At 62.3% G+C, this 14,349-nt stretch carries 16 protein-coding genes; 11 read left to right on the top strand and 5 right to left on the bottom strand.

Annotated elements, in window-relative coordinates; all coding sequences use genetic code 11:
- Positions 1 to 186: 186 nt before the first annotated feature.
- Entirely contained in the window at positions 187 to 1,635 is a 1,449-nt protein-coding gene (locus J3P85_RS15510) for a transglycosylase SLT domain-containing protein (protein ID WP_434702270.1), read from the bottom strand.
- Between the two features lie 99 nt (positions 1,636 to 1,734).
- Complete coding sequence (gene gloB, locus J3P85_RS15505) at positions 1,735 to 2,502, bottom strand: hydroxyacylglutathione hydrolase (protein ID WP_434702268.1); 768 nt, start codon at positions 2,500 to 2,502, stop codon at positions 1,735 to 1,737.
- Positions 2,503 to 2,567: 65 nt separating this feature from the next.
- On the opposite strand from gloB, the gene J3P85_RS15500 reads away from it, so the two are divergent.
- The 4 genes from J3P85_RS15500 (at position 2,568) to J3P85_RS15485 (ending at position 5,734) form a co-directional block, all read left to right on the top strand.
- On the top strand, positions 2,568 to 3,326 hold the full coding sequence (locus J3P85_RS15500) for a class I SAM-dependent methyltransferase (RefSeq protein ID WP_046062777.1): 759 nt from the start codon (positions 2,568 to 2,570) through the stop codon (positions 3,324 to 3,326).
- An 89-nt stretch (positions 3,327 to 3,415) separates the two neighbouring features.
- Complete coding sequence (rnhA, locus tag J3P85_RS15495) at positions 3,416 to 3,868, top strand: ribonuclease HI (RefSeq protein ID WP_030142629.1); 453 nt, start codon at positions 3,416 to 3,418, stop codon at positions 3,866 to 3,868.
- A gap of 225 nt (positions 3,869 to 4,093) precedes the next feature.
- Positions 4,094 to 4,858, top strand: a complete 765-nt coding sequence (dnaQ, locus tag J3P85_RS15490; protein ID WP_434702266.1) for a DNA polymerase III subunit epsilon — start codon at positions 4,094 to 4,096, stop codon at positions 4,856 to 4,858.
- A 261-nt stretch (positions 4,859 to 5,119) separates the two neighbouring features.
- On the top strand, positions 5,120 to 5,734 hold the full coding sequence (locus tag J3P85_RS15485; RefSeq protein WP_336072526.1) for a GNAT family N-acetyltransferase: 615 nt from the start codon (positions 5,120 to 5,122) through the stop codon (positions 5,732 to 5,734).
- Here the strand turns inward: J3P85_RS15485 and J3P85_RS15480 are convergent.
- On the bottom strand, positions 5,700 to 6,593 hold the full coding sequence (locus J3P85_RS15480; RefSeq protein WP_434702265.1) for a LysR substrate-binding domain-containing protein: 894 nt from the start codon (positions 6,591 to 6,593) through the stop codon (positions 5,700 to 5,702). The two genes, J3P85_RS15485 and J3P85_RS15480, sit on opposite strands and share 35 nt — an antisense overlap.
- A gap of 85 nt (positions 6,594 to 6,678) precedes the next feature.
- Positions 6,679 to 6,930, bottom strand: coding sequence for a hypothetical protein (locus J3P85_RS15475; protein WP_186704870.1), 252 nt, complete (start codon positions 6,928 to 6,930; stop codon positions 6,679 to 6,681).
- A gap of 185 nt (positions 6,931 to 7,115) precedes the next feature.
- Between J3P85_RS15475 and J3P85_RS15470 the strand changes: the two genes are divergently transcribed.
- Entirely contained in the window at positions 7,116 to 7,673 is a 558-nt protein-coding gene (locus J3P85_RS15470; RefSeq protein WP_434702264.1) for an NADPH-dependent FMN reductase, read from the top strand.
- 339 nt (positions 7,674 to 8,012) lie between these two features.
- Positions 8,013 to 9,296, top strand: a complete 1,284-nt coding sequence (locus J3P85_RS15465) for an arsenic transporter (RefSeq protein ID WP_434702263.1) — start codon at positions 8,013 to 8,015, stop codon at positions 9,294 to 9,296.
- A 133-nt stretch (positions 9,297 to 9,429) separates the two neighbouring features.
- On the opposite strand, the gene J3P85_RS15460 is transcribed toward J3P85_RS15465, so the two are convergent.
- The gene (locus tag J3P85_RS15460; protein WP_434702262.1) at positions 9,430 to 10,380 is read right to left on the bottom strand and encodes a DUF1853 family protein; all 951 of its coding nucleotides are present in this window, start codon (positions 10,378 to 10,380) and stop codon (positions 9,430 to 9,432) included.
- 104 nt (positions 10,381 to 10,484) lie between these two features.
- Between J3P85_RS15460 and J3P85_RS15455 the strand changes: the two genes are divergently transcribed.
- Genes J3P85_RS15455 through J3P85_RS15435 form a run of 5 tightly spaced genes read left to right on the top strand, consistent with a single transcriptional unit; the run spans position 10,485 to position 14,348 of the window.
- Complete coding sequence (locus J3P85_RS15455) at positions 10,485 to 11,375, top strand: NAD(+) kinase (RefSeq protein WP_003180647.1); 891 nt, start codon at positions 10,485 to 10,487, stop codon at positions 11,373 to 11,375.
- The gene (locus J3P85_RS15450) at positions 11,372 to 12,346 is read left to right on the top strand and encodes a metallophosphoesterase (protein WP_411387498.1); all 975 of its coding nucleotides are present in this window, start codon (positions 11,372 to 11,374) and stop codon (positions 12,344 to 12,346) included. The genes J3P85_RS15455 and J3P85_RS15450 overlap by 4 nt, the downstream gene beginning before the upstream one ends.
- Positions 12,343 to 13,215: a rhomboid family intramembrane serine protease gene (locus tag J3P85_RS15445; RefSeq protein ID WP_186704873.1), complete on the top strand. Its 873-nt coding sequence runs from the start codon at positions 12,343 to 12,345 to the stop codon at positions 13,213 to 13,215. Before J3P85_RS15450 ends, J3P85_RS15445 begins: the two co-directional genes overlap by 4 nt.
- A 45-nt stretch (positions 13,216 to 13,260) precedes the next feature.
- Complete coding sequence (locus tag J3P85_RS15440; RefSeq protein WP_030142618.1) at positions 13,261 to 13,521, top strand: YeaC family protein; 261 nt, start codon at positions 13,261 to 13,263, stop codon at positions 13,519 to 13,521.
- On the top strand, positions 13,518 to 14,348 hold the full coding sequence (locus J3P85_RS15435) for a DUF2797 domain-containing protein (RefSeq protein ID WP_434702260.1): 831 nt from the start codon (positions 13,518 to 13,520) through the stop codon (positions 14,346 to 14,348). The genes J3P85_RS15440 and J3P85_RS15435 overlap by 4 nt, the downstream gene beginning before the upstream one ends.
- The last annotated feature ends 1 nt before the right edge of the window (position 14,349 follow it).

Raw genomic sequence — 14,349 nt, 5'->3', positions numbered from 1 at the left:
AGCGAGAACGCTTTGTGGCGAGGGAGCTTGCTCCCGCTGGGTTGCGCAGCAACCCCAAAAGCCGTGACTCAATCCATCTGTCACACCGAGGTGCCAGATTCGGGTCTGCTGCGCAGCCCAGCGGGAGCAAGCTCCCTCGCCACAAAAGCTTCTCGGGCACAAACAGCCCCTTCAATCATCGATGGCTTAGTGCGGCGAGTAAACCGTCAGCATCTGCCCAGGCTTGAGCGCCTTGCCCATTCGCGGGTTCCAGCGCTTGAGGTGCTGCATTTCCACGTTGAAGCGCTTGGCGACCACGTACAGGGAATCACCTTGCTTGACCTTGTACTGGGTTTGCTTCTTCTGGTTCTTGCTGTTGGCGGCCACCACGGTGCTGATGCGCTTGCCGGTGGTCTTGCTGGCCCTGGTGTCCTGCATCACCAAGGTCTGGCCGACCTTGAGCTTGTTGCCGCTGAGTTTGTTCCAGCGTTGCAGATCCTTGGTCTGGACCTTGTTGGCCTTGGCGATCTGGGCCAGGTTGTCGCCGCGCTTGACGCGGTAGGTGCGCCTGGCACCTTCCACTTCGCTGTCGTCGGCGGATTCGAAAACCGGCTTGAGCGAGCGCTGGCCGATCAACTCTTCCGGGCGCATGGTCGACAGGCTGGCAGTCAGCAACTGGGCCTTGGACGTCGGCACCAGCAAATGCTGGGGACCGTCGATGGTGGTGCGCTGCTTGAAGGCCGGGTTGAGCTGGAACAGCTCGTCTTCGTCGATGTTGGCCACCGCCGCGACCTTGGACAGGTCCATGCGCTGGTTGATCTCGACGACTTGGAAATAAGGTTCGTTGGCGATCGGGTTGAGGTTCACGCCGTAGGCGTCGGGCGAGAGCACCACCTGCGACAGCGCCAGCAACTTCGGCACATAGGCCTGGGTCTCGCTGGGCAGCGGCAGGTTCCAGTAGTCGGTGGGCAAGCCCAGTTTCTCGTTGCGCTCGATGGCGCGGCTGACCGTGCCTTCCCCGGCGTTGTAGGCCGCCAGCGCCAGCAGCCAGTCGCCGTTGAACATGTCGTGAAGGCGAGTCAGGTAGTCCAGGGCGGCCGTGGTGGAGGCGGTGATGTCGCGACGTCCGTCGTAGAAGCGGGTCTGGCGCAGGTTGAAGTACCGCCCCGTGGAAGGGATGAACTGCCACAGGCCCACTGCGTGCGCCCGGGAATAGGCCATGGGGTTGTAGGCGCTCTCGATCACCGGCAGCAAGGCCAGCTCCAGCGGCATGTTGCGCTCTTCGAGGCGTTCGACGATGTAATGGATGTACAGGCTGCCGCGCTCACCGGCGTTTTCCATGACGGAAGGGTTGCTGGCGAACCACAGGCGCTGTTGCTCGATACGCGGGTTGACGCCGGCCGTTTCCTGCAATTGGAAGCCCTGGCGCATGCGCTCCCAGACGTCCTGGGGCACTTGGGGGCTGGGTTTCTCGGTGAGCCATACCGGCTTCTGCTTGGCGCGAGCGGCGATATTCGGGGTGTGCGCCGCGTCGGTCTGCGGCAGCTGGCTCGTGCTCTGGCAGCCCGCCAAGGTGGCGGACACAGCCACCGCGATGGCTTGAGCCAAGCGGGTCAATGTGTCTGACTGGACGGACCTGCGTATAGATGACGACATTGGCTGGAAGTAAGTTCCGGGCAAAAATGTCGGCCGATTCTAGGAAGCGCACCCCAACAGGTCAACCTTTCAGAATTTTTGTATCAATCGATAGCTGCCTTAGAACGTATCTTTCCAAGCCCTCAAGGCCGCAAAAACCTCACTCGGCGTCTGGTTTCGCTGGCCGTTCCGTTCGTCCGCTTTTTGTTTAACGGATGTTTCAGCGGTGCGCAGGAATGGATTGGTGAGTTTCTCCAGGGCCAGGGTCGAAGGCAGGGTGATGACGCCTTCGTCGCGCTGTCGTCTGACTTTTTCCAGGCGGGCGGCGATGTCCGGGTTGCCGGGTTCCACGGCAGCGGCGAACTTCAGGTTGCTGAGGGTATATTCATGGGTGCAGTAGACCAGCGTATCTTCAGGCAGGGCGGCGAGGCGACTGAGCGAGTGGTGCATTTGCGCAGGCGTGCCTTCGAAAAGTCGGCCGCAACCGGCGGCGAACAGGGTGTCGCCGCAGAACAGCAGGCCATGGTGGTAATAGGCAATGTGCCCCAGCGTATGGCCGGGCACGGCATGGACATCGAAGTCCCAGCCCAGCACGTGGACCTTGTCGTTATCATTCAGCCCATGGTCCCGCGCCGGGATGTTTTCGCTGGCCGGGCCGTAGACGGTGGCGTTCGTTGCCTTTTTCAGCGCCTGGACGCCGCCGACGTGGTCATGGTGATGGTGGGTGATCAGGATGTCGCTCAGGACCCAACCCGGATGGGCGTCGAGCCAGGCCTGTACGGGCGCGGCATCCCCCGGGTCGACCACCGCGCAGCGCTGGGTGGAGTGATCCTGTAACAACCAGATGTAGTTATCGGTGAACGCGGGCAGGGCACTGATCTGTATCATCGCGGAATTCGCCAAGCGGAAAACAAAGGCGCATCTTAGAACTTCCTGACGCGTTGGAGAATGCAATGACCGATGAAGCGTTCGCTCAGGCTGATCCTGACTGGCTGGCGTTGATCAGCGCCGCCCGTGAATGGCTGTCCGGCCCCGTGGGGCAATTTTTGCTGGATGAAGAACGGCGCATGCTCGAAGACGAGTTGGGCCGGTTCTTCGGCGGCTATCTGGTGCATTACGGGCCGTCGGCGCAAACGCCGCCGTCGGCGCCGCAGGTCCAGCGCAACGTTCGCCTGGGGGCACCATTGCCCGGGGTGGAAATCGTCTGCGAAGAGCAGGCCTGGCCGCTGAGCGAGCATGCCGCCGACGTGGTGGTCATGCAGCACGGCCTGGACTTCTGCCTGTCACCCCACGGCTTGCTCCGCGAGGCCGCCAGCAGCGTGCGCCCCGGCGGACATCTATTGATCATCGGCATCAACCCCTGGAGCACCTGGGGCTTGCGCCATGTATTTGCCCACGACGCCTTGCGCCAGGCCCGCTGCATCTCGGCGTCGAGGGTCGGCGACTGGCTCAACCTGCTGGGCTTCGCGCTGGAGAAACGCCGCTTCGGGTGCTATCGTCCGCCGCTTGCGTCACCCAAGTGGCAGGCACGCCTGGCCGGCTGGGAGCGCAAGGCTGGCGACTGGCAGCTGTCCGGAGGCGGTTTCTACCTGCTGGTGGCGCGCAAGATCGCGGTCGGGTTGCGCCCGGTACGTCAGGCGCGACGCGAGCCGATGGGCAAGCTGATTCCTTTGCCAATGGCCAAGGTCAATCGTCGCCACATCGAGCCGTAACCTTTTTCTGATGGTTCTTGCCGACATTGGGCTGCGGCTTTTGTCGGGCCCGATGGGCGGGCCTTTGCATTTTTTCTGGATAGATTGGCATGAGCGATAGCGTAGAACTCTTCACTGATGGCGCCTGCAAGGGTAACCCCGGCCCGGGTGGCTGGGGCGCGTTGCTGGTGTGCAAGGGCGTGGAGAAGGAACTCTGGGGCGGCGAAGCCAATACCACCAACAATCGCATGGAGCTGATGGGCGCCATCCGAGGTCTGGAAGAGCTCAAGCGGCCTTGTGATGTGCTGCTGGTGACCGACTCGCAGTACGTGATGAAAGGCATCAACGAGTGGATGGCCAACTGGAAGAAACGCGGCTGGAAGACGGCGGCGAAGGAACCGGTGAAAAACGCCGACCTGTGGAAGTTGCTGGACGAGCAGGTAAACCGCCACAACGTCACCTGGAAATGGGTGCGTGGCCACATCGGCCACCACGGCAACGAACGGGCCGATCAGTTGGCCAATCGTGGGGTGGATGAGGTGCGGGGCTATAAGCAGGCTTGATAGGGGCGTTGTCAGGATCTGGACAGGATGACACCCGTGGCGAGGGAGCTTGCTCCCGCTGGACCGGTCCGACGCCTCGGGCGAAGCAGGCCCCTTTCGGCGGTCGCTGCGCAACCGAGCGGGAGCAAGCTCCCTCGCCACAAAAAGCGGTCCCGGGCTAATCCCACCTAATAGCGTGTTAAGATCCGCGCTTTTGCAAGACTGCCCGTTGAGAGCTGAACACTGATGGCCAACAGATCTGTAGTACTGGATACCGAAACCACCGGCATGCCGGTGACCGATGGTCACCGGATTATTGAAATCGGTTGTGTCGAGCTGATCGGCCGGCGCCTGACCGGTCGCCATTTCCACGTTTACCTGCAACCGGACCGCGAAAGTGACGAGGGCGCCATCGGCGTCCACGGCATCACCAACGAATTCCTGGTGGGCAAGCCGCGTTTCGCCGAAGTGGCCGATGAGTTCTTCGAATTCATCCAGGGCGCGCAGTTGATCATCCACAACGCGGCGTTCGACGTCGGGTTCATCAACAATGAATTCGCCCTGATGGGCCAGCACGACCGGGCCGACATTACCCGGCATTGCACCATCCTCGACACCCTGATGATGGCCCGGGAACGCCACCCTGGCCAGCGCAACAGCCTCGATGCCTTGTGCAAGCGCTACGGCGTCGATAACTCCGGCCGTGAACTGCACGGCGCCTTGCTCGACTCCGAGATCCTGGCCGACGTCTACCTGACCATGACCGGCGGCCAGACCAGCCTGTCCCTGGCCGGCAACGCCTCGGACGGCAATGGTACGGGCGAAGGCTCCGGCAACCAGGCCACGGAAATCCGTCGCTTGCCCGCTGACCGCCAGCCCTCGCGGATCATCCGCGCCAGCGAAAGCGATCTGGCCGAGCATGCCGCGCGTCTGGAAGCCATCGCCAAGTCCGCGGGTGCTCCGGCATTGTGGACGCAGTTGGCCGAGTCGCAGGCCGCCACGCACGGATGAAACCTCTTCCTGTGGGAGCGAGCTTGCTCGCGATGATGGTCGTTCAGCTTGCATCAATGCTGAATGTGCCGCCGCCATCGCGAGCAAGCTCGCTCCCACAAGGTTATCCATCGTTCATTTCTCGCCACAATCGCCACGACCTTCTACCCTGAGGGAACGGGCAGGCTACGGATCCCGCTTGATGTGTGAAGATTTGAAAGACAAGGGCAATGGATGGCACCACGCCGTTGGTTGCCTCAAGGAATGAGGACCTTCCCCAGTATGCAACCGGTCATGAATCCCAAGCACCCCGGGTTGTCGGTGCGAGTCGTCGATGACGGCTTTGCCGCCTACATCTGGGGCAGTGACTTCAGTTTTGAAGTCAGCGACTACGCGACGGCGCAGATCGGTCGTCCTGTCAGCCAATGGCCGGTGACGCCCATTGTTCCCTATCGCAAGTGCTATGGCATCGATCCCGAAGAGTTCAGCAGCTTCCGCAACGCTCCGGACAGCGAGATCTTCATGGCCTATCTCGATGACCAGCCGGTAGGGCACCTGGTGATCAGTACCAATTGGAACGGCTATGCCCACATCGACGAGTTGGCGGTGCACGCCCCGGCCCGTCGCCATGGAGTGGCCAAGGCGTTGCTCGACGTTGCCCAGTTCTGGAGCCGCAAGAAAAAACTGCCGGGCATCATGCTCGAGACCCAGAACAACAATCTGGGCGCCTGCCGGCTCTATGAGCGATGCGGTTACGTGCTCGGTGGCATCGACCACCTGCGCTATCGCGGCATTGACCGGCATACCGCCGAAGTGGCGTTGTTCTGGTACCGGTTGTTCGACGACCCACTGGGCATGTCGATCAGTGGCTCAGCAACGCCTCGGCTTGTTCCGTAACCCGCTCCAGCAGCGATTGCAGGGCGGCTGAAGAGGGTGCGCCGTTGAGGCTCAGGGCATAGAGGCCAATCGCGACGGCGGGCGATAGCGGGCAGACATCGAGACCGCCGCCCTTGGCACCCGAGGCGGTGAACGGGTCGACGATGGCAAGCCCTTCGCCGGCCTCGACCATGGCGCGCATCATCTGATGGGTCTGGACGCGGATCTGGATCATCGGCGCCGGACGCAGCGCCGCCAACTTGTGCTCGAACGCAGGGCTCAGCGGGTCATGGCCATCCAGGCCCACCAACGGTTGGCCCGCCAGGTCCTGGATCGAAATGTATTTTTGCCGGGGTTGCAGCCAGCCGTGGGGCGCGAGCAATTGCAGTTTGCCCTGGGCGATCATCTGGCAATGGATGTCGGGATGTTCAGGGTCGTGCAGGCTCAGGCCCAGGTCGCTTTCGCGCAACAGCAGGCTGTGGACGATGTCACGGGTCGGTTGGCTGAGCAGGGTGCACGGCGCATCCGGATGGCGGCGGCGCAAGGCAGCGATGCTCTGGGGCAACAACTGCTGGGCCAGCGGCGGGGTGCAGATAATGCGCAAGGGCGGTGCCTGATGGTGTTTCAGGCTGCTGGCCAGGCGTTGCACCGGTTCGAGCGTGTCGTACACCCGAGTGATGCCGTCGCGCAGTTCAAGGGTTTCCCGGGTGGCCTGCAAACGCCCGCGCACGCTGGCAAACAGCATGAAGCCCAATTGGGCCTCGGCATCGCGCAGGATCGCCTCGACCTCCGCCACCGGCAGTTGCAGCCATTCGGCCGCCGTGCCGAGGTGGCCGGTCTGCAACAGCGCCTGGATTACTTCGATGTGGCGTAAACGCATGCAGGAAATCCATGTTCGGCGGGTGAGCCATTGAGTGGCTGAATCCTAACCCAAGTCCGGGCATGACTTCTGCTCTAACAACCGGTTATAGCGCTATCTGCGCTTCAGGTTCGCTGGTGAAGGTTGCGGCTTCGCGTTTCAGTTCGATGCCTGACTGAACCAGGAGGAATCGGTCCTCGTCGAGTTTGCTGACCCGATCACCGATCGCCAGTTTATAAGTGACGACATCCTTGCCGCTACCGTCCGCAGACGGCTCCGATTCCTGGAACTCATGCACCGAATAGACGCGACCTTCGGCGTCCCGCGCATGAAATTGTCCGACAAGTACTGCTGCCATTGCTTAGAACCTCTGGAAATAGATCACTCGATTTGCGGTTCTGTAGACCTTGCCCAAGCGTGGTAAGTTTTCCTACATGAAAAAAATAGTCGAACCGGCCGGTTTTCGTCGCTCCACTGGTCCAATTGTCACGCCGATCATCTATAACTACAGGCTCCTTTGAGCCGACAGTCGAGAAGCCTCTCATGAGTAACGTGTATACAGTGGCCGTTTTGGTGGGCAGCCTGCGCAAGGCCTCGATCAACCGCAAGATAGCGCTGGCACTGGCTGACCTGGCACCCGCCAACCTCAAGCTGACAATCATCGAGATCGGCGAATTGCCACTTTATAACGAAGACATCGACGTCACGCCGCCGGCAGCCTACACCACATTTCGCCAACAGGTGGGCGCGGCCGATGCCTTGTTGTTCGTCACGCCTGAATACAACCGTTCAGTGCCGGCACCGCTGAAGAATGCCATCGACGTGGGGTCGCGTCCGTACGGCCGGAGTTGCCTGAGCGGCAAGCCGGGCGCAGTGATCAGCGCTTCACCGGGTGCCATGGGCGGGTTCGGTGCCAATCATCATCTGCGCCAGTCGCTGGTGTTCCTTGACGTGCCCTGCATGCAGCAACCGGAAGCCTATTTGAGCGGCGCCGGGACGGCGTTTGACGAGGCGGGCAACCTGTCGGATTCGGTGCGGCCGTTCCTGCAGAAATTCATCGACGCCTATGGCAAGTGGGTCGAGCAGCATAAGAAGGCTTGATACCCCGAGATTCCAGGTAAACCCTGTGGCGAGGGAGCTTGCTCCCGCTGGACCGGTCCGACGCCTCGGGCGAAGCAGGCCCCTTTCGGCGGTCGCTACGCAACCGAGCGGGAGCAAGCTCCCTCGCCACAAATGCATCTGCATCGGCAATTCAATCCGCGCTTTACGGGCTATTCGAATTTTCCATATATTCGCCCCTCGGCAACTTCAGATCATCCTTCGTCATGTCCAATTCCCACAATCGCGTCGACGACTTCAGTTCGAACGCCATGGCTGATTCTCTGCTGACACGTCGCTGCCGATGTCCTCTTTTCAATCCTCCTTCCAAGGCTGTTGTACATGCTGATCGCGTCGTTGATTTTCCTGCTGACCATTACGTTGGTGATCTGGCAGCCCAAGGGGCTCGGGGTTGGCTGGAGCGCGACGTTGGGTGCGCTGTTGGCCTTGTTGAGCGGGGTGGTGCAGGTCAGTGACATTCCCCTGGTCTGGCAGATCATCTGGAACGCCACCGGTACGTTTGTCGCGCTGATCATCATCAGCCTGCTGCTGGACGAGGCCGGGTTCTTCGCCTGGGCGGCCCTGCATGTGGCCCGTTGGGGAAAGGGCAGTGGGCGCAAGCTGTTTGCCTTCATGGTGCTGCTGGGGGCGCTGGTGTCGGCCTTGTTTGCCAATGACGGGGCGGCGCTGATCCTGACGCCCATCGTGATCTCGATGCTGCTGGCGTTGCGTTTCTCCCCGGCGGCGACGCTTGCATTCGTGATGGGGGCTGGTTTCATTGCCGACACCGCGAGCTTGCCACTGGTGGTATCGAACCTGGTGAACATCGTCTCGGCGGATTTCTTCGGCATTGGTTTCAACCGCTATGCGGCGGTCATGGTGCCGGTGAACCTGGTCAGCGTGGCGGCCAGCCTGGCGATCCTGATGTGGGTCTTTCGCCGCGACATCCCGCGGGACTACGACCCCGATCAACTGGACGAGCCGGCGACGGCGATCCACGACAAGGCAACGTTCTACGCCGGTTGGGTGGTGTTGGTGATCCTGCTGCTGGGCTGTTTTGCCCTGGAGCCGCTGGGGATTCCCATCAGTGCGATCTCGGCCGTTTGTGCGGCGTTGCTGCTGGGGGTCGCGGCCTATGGCCACAAGATTTCCACCCGCAAGGCGATGAAGGAAGCGCCCTGGCAGATCGTGATCTTCTCCCTCGGCATGTACCTGGTGGTCTATGGCTTGCGCAACGCCGGGCTGACCGGTTACCTGGCCCAGTGGCTCGATGGATTCGCCGAATATGGCGTGTGGGGCGCGGCGATGGGCACCGGCGTGCTGACGGCGTTGCTGTCGTCGGTCATGAACAATTTGCCGACAGTGCTGGTCGGAGCCTTGTCCATCGATGCCAGCCAGGCCACAGGGGTGGTGAAGGAGGCGATGATCTACGCCAACGTCATCGGCAGCGACCTGGGCCCGAAAATCACCCCGATCGGCAGCCTGGCGACGTTGCTGTGGCTGCATGTGCTGGCGCGCAAGAACATCCAGATCGGCTGGGGGTATTACTTCAAGGTCGGGATCGTGCTGACGGTGCCGGTGTTGCTGGTGACGTTGGCGGCTTTGGCTGTGCGGTTATCCATCTAGACCGCGTTGGCCTCAATCGCGAGCAAGCTCGCTCCCACAGGGGGCAGGCGTGGATTTTCAGTTCTGCAAGCAACACAAATCCACTGTGGGAGCGAGCTTGCTCGCGATGAGGCCCTGGCAGGCGGCACAAGACTCAGCCACTGCCCGGCACATTCGGCCAAAGATCCGCCACCAGGAACACCCGCTCGGCTTCTTCCCACTCGCCCTCGGCGTTTTCGTTCAGGCGTACCATCAACTGCGCCGGCGCCATGGGGTCCAGGGCCATTCGCCAGGCGTCCAGTTGCGCGGTGCTCCAGGTCTGCTCGGCCGGATAATGCGCCGGGGCCAGCCAGGCGGCGCGGGGCAGGGGTTGCCAGCGGCCTGGTGGACGCTGGGCGATGAAGCCGGGCCAGTCCCGCTGGTGCAGCCAACGGCCACGCAAGTGCCTGGGGTGGGCGCCGCTCGGCGGTTCGGCCTCGCCCGGCCAGGGATAGAGCAAGTAGCCGCCGAGCCACAGGTGCGAGCGAAACGATTCGATCCCCAGCGTCGCCAGGGCCTTGCGACTTTCCGGGCGGGCCGAGATTGGCAGTTGGTGTTCGCGCAGATGCGCCAGCTTGCGGTCCAGTCGGTCATGGCAGCCGGGGCCTAGCCATTGCGCGCTGTCGAGTCCGTTGCCCTGTTGCGGACCGAGGTACAGCTTGATCGCCAGTTCCAAGTGATGCACGCCTTCGCCATCGCGCAGCAACAGGTCCAGCTCCCCTAGCGTATGGCCTTCACGCCGGATCGGCAGGTTCGCGGCGATCAATTCGATGCCCGGGGCGTGTTGCGCGGCAAACTGCCACAGCCTTTCGTAATACAGGCCCAGGCGTCGCGTCCGCCCTTGGGACAGGCAATGCAGCAAGGGGTAGCTGTCACGGTCCAGTTGCCGCAACCAGTGTTCGAGTCTTCCAGGCTCCTGCACCCAGTCGCTGCCGGCCAGCGGATGGCGCTGGGGCCAGGGCGTGTCGATGAGCATCGGCGGGGCGATGATCGCCCACGCGAGGTCACGCACTTCGGGATGGCGCAGGCGACGGGGCAGGTCCAGCAATTCAGGGAACAGGATCATCTTGCGAGCATAGCCGTTGCGCTGAAGGCTTAAAGGATTTTGTCTACGGCGCGCTTTCGCCCATAATCGTGTTTTCGCCCGCCGCAGACCTTCGCAGGAGCCTCATGGAGCAATTTCGTAATATCGGCATCATCGGTCGCCTGGGCAGTTCGCAGGTGTTGGACACCGTTCGCCGGCTCAAGCGTTTCCTCCTGGAGCGGCACCTGCACGTGATCCTCGAAGATACCATCGCCGAAGTCCTGCCGGGCCATGGCCTGCAGACCTCGTCGCGCAAGATGCTCGGCGAGGTGTGTGACATGGTGATCGTGGTGGGCGGCGACGGCAGCCTGCTGGGCGCCGCCCGGGCCCTGGCGCGGCACAATATCCCGGTGCTGGGGATCAACCGCGGCAGCCTGGGGTTCCTCACCGATATCCGCCCTGACGAGTTGGAGATCAAGGTCGCCGAGGTGCTGGACGGCCACTACCTGGTGGAAAACCGCTTCCTGCTGCAAGCCGAAGTCCGTCGTCACGCCGAGGCCATCGGCCAGGGCGACGCCCTCAACGACGTGGTGCTGCACCCCGGCAAGTCCACGCGGATGATCGAATTCGAGCTGTACATCGACGGCCAGTTCGTCTGCAGCCAGAAGGCCGACGGCCTGATCGTCGCCACCCCCACCGGTTCCACCGCCTATGCGCTGTCGGCCGGCGGGCCGATCATGCACCCCAAGCTCGACGCTATTGTGATTGTGCCCATGTACCCCCATACCTTGTCTGGGCGACCCATCGTGGTCGATGGCAACAGTGAGCTGAAAATCGTCGTGTCCAAGGATATGCAGATCTACCCACAAGTGTCCTGTGACGGCCAGAACCATTTCACCTGCGCGCCGGGTGACACCATCACCGTCAGCAAAAAAGCGCAGAAGCTGCGCCTGATCCACCCGCTGGATCACAATTACTACGAAGTCTGCCGGACCAAGCTCGGCTGGGGCAGTCGGTTGGGGGGTGGAGGCGACTGATGCTCGATCCTGCGCGCAGTTACGATTTGATCGGCGACGTGCACGGATGCGCCCTGACCCTGGAACACCTGCTGGACCGACTCGGTTACCACAAGCAGGGCGGGGTCTGGCGGCATCCGTCGCGCATGGCCGTGTTCCTGGGGGACATCATCGACCGTGGCCCGCGGATTCGCGAGGCGCTGCACATCGTCCACGACATGGTCATGGCCGGCCAGGCGCTGTGCATCATGGGCAACCACGAGTTCAACGCCCTGGGCTGGAGCACACCGGCATTGCCGGGCAGCGGCCAGCGCTACGTGCGCGAACACACGCCGCGCCATGCCCGCCTGCTCAACGAGACCCTGACCCAGTTCGAGCAGCATCCCGGCGACTGGCATGACTTTCTCAAATGGTTCTATGAGCTGCCGTTGTTTGTCGACGCCGGCCGTTTCCGGGTGGTGCATGCCTGTTGGGATGCGGGCCTGATCGAACCGCTGCGGGGATTGTTCCCGGACGGTTGCATCGACGAGCATTTTCTCCAGGCCTCGGCCGAGTCGGGCAGTTTCGCCTGCACGGTGTTCGATCGCTTGCTGCGCGGCACGGACATGCGCCTGCCCCACGGCCTGACGCTGACCGGTGGCGATGGCCTGACCCGTTCGTTTTTCCGTACCAAGTTCTGGGAAGACAACCCGCAGACCTACGGCGACATCGTGTTCCAGCCCGACGCCTTGCCGGAGCCGGTCGCCCGCACGCCGCTGTCGCCGGACGAAAAAAACAACCTGCTGCGTTATGGCGTCGATGAGCCGCTGCTGTTCGTCGGCCACTATTGGCGCAGCGGCAAACCCGCGCCAATCCGCCCGAACCTGGCTTGCCTGGACTACAGTGCGGTGCTCTACGGCAAGCTGGTCGCTTATCGCCTCGACCAGGAAACCCGCCTGGACCCGCACAAGTTCGTCTGGGTCGATGTCGAACGGCCGGAGGTGGTGCAATGAGTGCTGTCGCGGTTTTGCGCCTGCCCCTGGCAGTCGACCTGAGCGGCTTCGTCAAGCTGCTGCAACGCATGCAGGTGCCCCATCGCGTCAGCGAAGAGGCGGGCGAGCAGGTGCTCTGGGTGCCGGACGAGATCAGTGAGGACGTGCGTTCGTTGTACGCGCGTTTTCCTGCTGGCGATCCCGATCAGCAACTGGAACTGCCGGACACCGCCAGCACGTCCCGGCGCGCGGGGTTCGTCCAGCAACTGGTTCGCAGCCCAGTGACGGCCGTGGTGCTGTTGCTGAGCCTGATCGTCAGCGCGGTTACCCTGCTGGGAGATAATCTAGAGACCCTGCGCTGGCTGACCTTCCTCGAGTTCCGCGTCGTTGGCGACTACATCCAGTTCACGCCATTGGCCGACAGCCTGGCGGCGGGGCAGTGGTGGCGCCTGGTGACGCCGATGCTGATCCACTTCGGTTTCCTGCACATCGCCATGAACGGCATGTGGTATTGGGAGCTGGGGCGGCGGATCGAAGCGCGCCAGGGTGGCATCAACTTATTGGGGCTGACATTGCTGTTCAGCCTTGTCTCCAATTTCGCCCAGTACTTTTTCAGCGGTGCGACGCTGTTCGGCGGGTTGTCCGGGGTGTTGTACGGCCTGCTGGGCCATTGCTGGATCTACCAACTGCTCGCACCGAACCCGGCCTATCACTTGCCCCGCGGGGTGCTGGTGATGATGCTGGTGTGGTTGCTGCTGTGCCTGTCCGGGCTGGTTTCGCTGATCGGTTTTGGTGAGATCGCCAACGCGGCCCACGTCGGCGGGCTGCTCGTCGGCTGCTTCACTGGGTTATTGGGCGGGCTGTTCGCTCGCCGTAAAATGGCCCTTTGACCGGCGCCTGTGTCTTTTGAGAATGCGCGATTGCGCGGAGAACCCATGTCTTCCTTCAACGAAATGATCCAGAACATCACCCCCGATATCTACCGCAGCCTGAAGCTTGCCGTGGAAATCGGTAAATGGGCCGATGGCAACAAGCTCACCGCCGAGCAGCGCGAACTGTCCTTGCAGGCGATGATCGCCTGGGAAATCCAGAACCTGCCCGAAGAAGAGCGCACCGGCTACATGGGCCCGCAGGAGTGCCAGTCGAAAGCCACTGAAGTGCCGAATATCCTGTTCAAGTCGGACGCCATCCATTGATCGAGATTGGCCGCGGTGCAATCAGCAAGATGTCGGCACGCCTGGACGGGCCGACCGTTCAATACGCCTTTCGCCTGGGCGAGGTTGAGGTGCCGGTCAATCCGTTGATCGGCAGCACGATCCGCCTGGAATACCTCGGTGCGATCCACTGCACCCATTGCGGGCGCCGGACCAAGACCAGCTTCAGCCAGGGTTATTGCTATCCGTGCATGACCAAGCTGGCCCAGTGCGACCTGTGCATCATGAGCCCCGAGCGTTGCCATTTCGACGCCGGCACGTGCCGTGATCCGGCCTGGGGCGAGCAGTTCTGCATGACCGATCATGTGGTCTACCTGGCCAACTCCTCGGGCGTGAAAGTCGGCATCACCCGTGCCACGCAGTTGCCGACCCGCTGGCTCGACCAGGGCGCGAGCCAGGCGCTGCCGATCCTGCGGGTCGCCACCCGCCAGCAGTCGGGCTTCGTCGAAGACCTGTTTCGCAGCCAGGTGGCGGACAAGACCAACTGGCGCGCCTTGCTCAAGGGCGACGCGGCGGCGGTGGATTTGCCCGCGATCCGCGACGCGCTGTTCGACAGCTGCGCCCAGGGATTGCAGGGCTTGCAGGAACGATTCGGCCTGCAAGCGATCCAGACCATAGCGGACGTCGAACCCATCGAGATCCGTTATCCGGTGAAGCAATACCCGACCAAGATCGTCAGCTTCAACCTGGACAAGAACCCGATCGCCGAGGGCACGCTGCTGGGGATCAAGGGCCAGTACCTGATTTTCGACACCGGCGTGATCAACATTCGTAAATACACGGCCTACCAGCTCGCCGTGCATCAGTAGA

Origin of the sequence: Pseudomonas sp. Z1-12 (genome assembly GCF_051132015.1) — a bacterium.
Classification (GTDB): Bacteria; Pseudomonadota; Gammaproteobacteria; order Pseudomonadales; family Pseudomonadaceae; genus Aquipseudomonas; species Aquipseudomonas zanjanensis.
The sequence above is the reverse complement of the archived record's forward strand: the minus strand, read 5'-3'. Positions and strand labels throughout refer to the sequence as shown.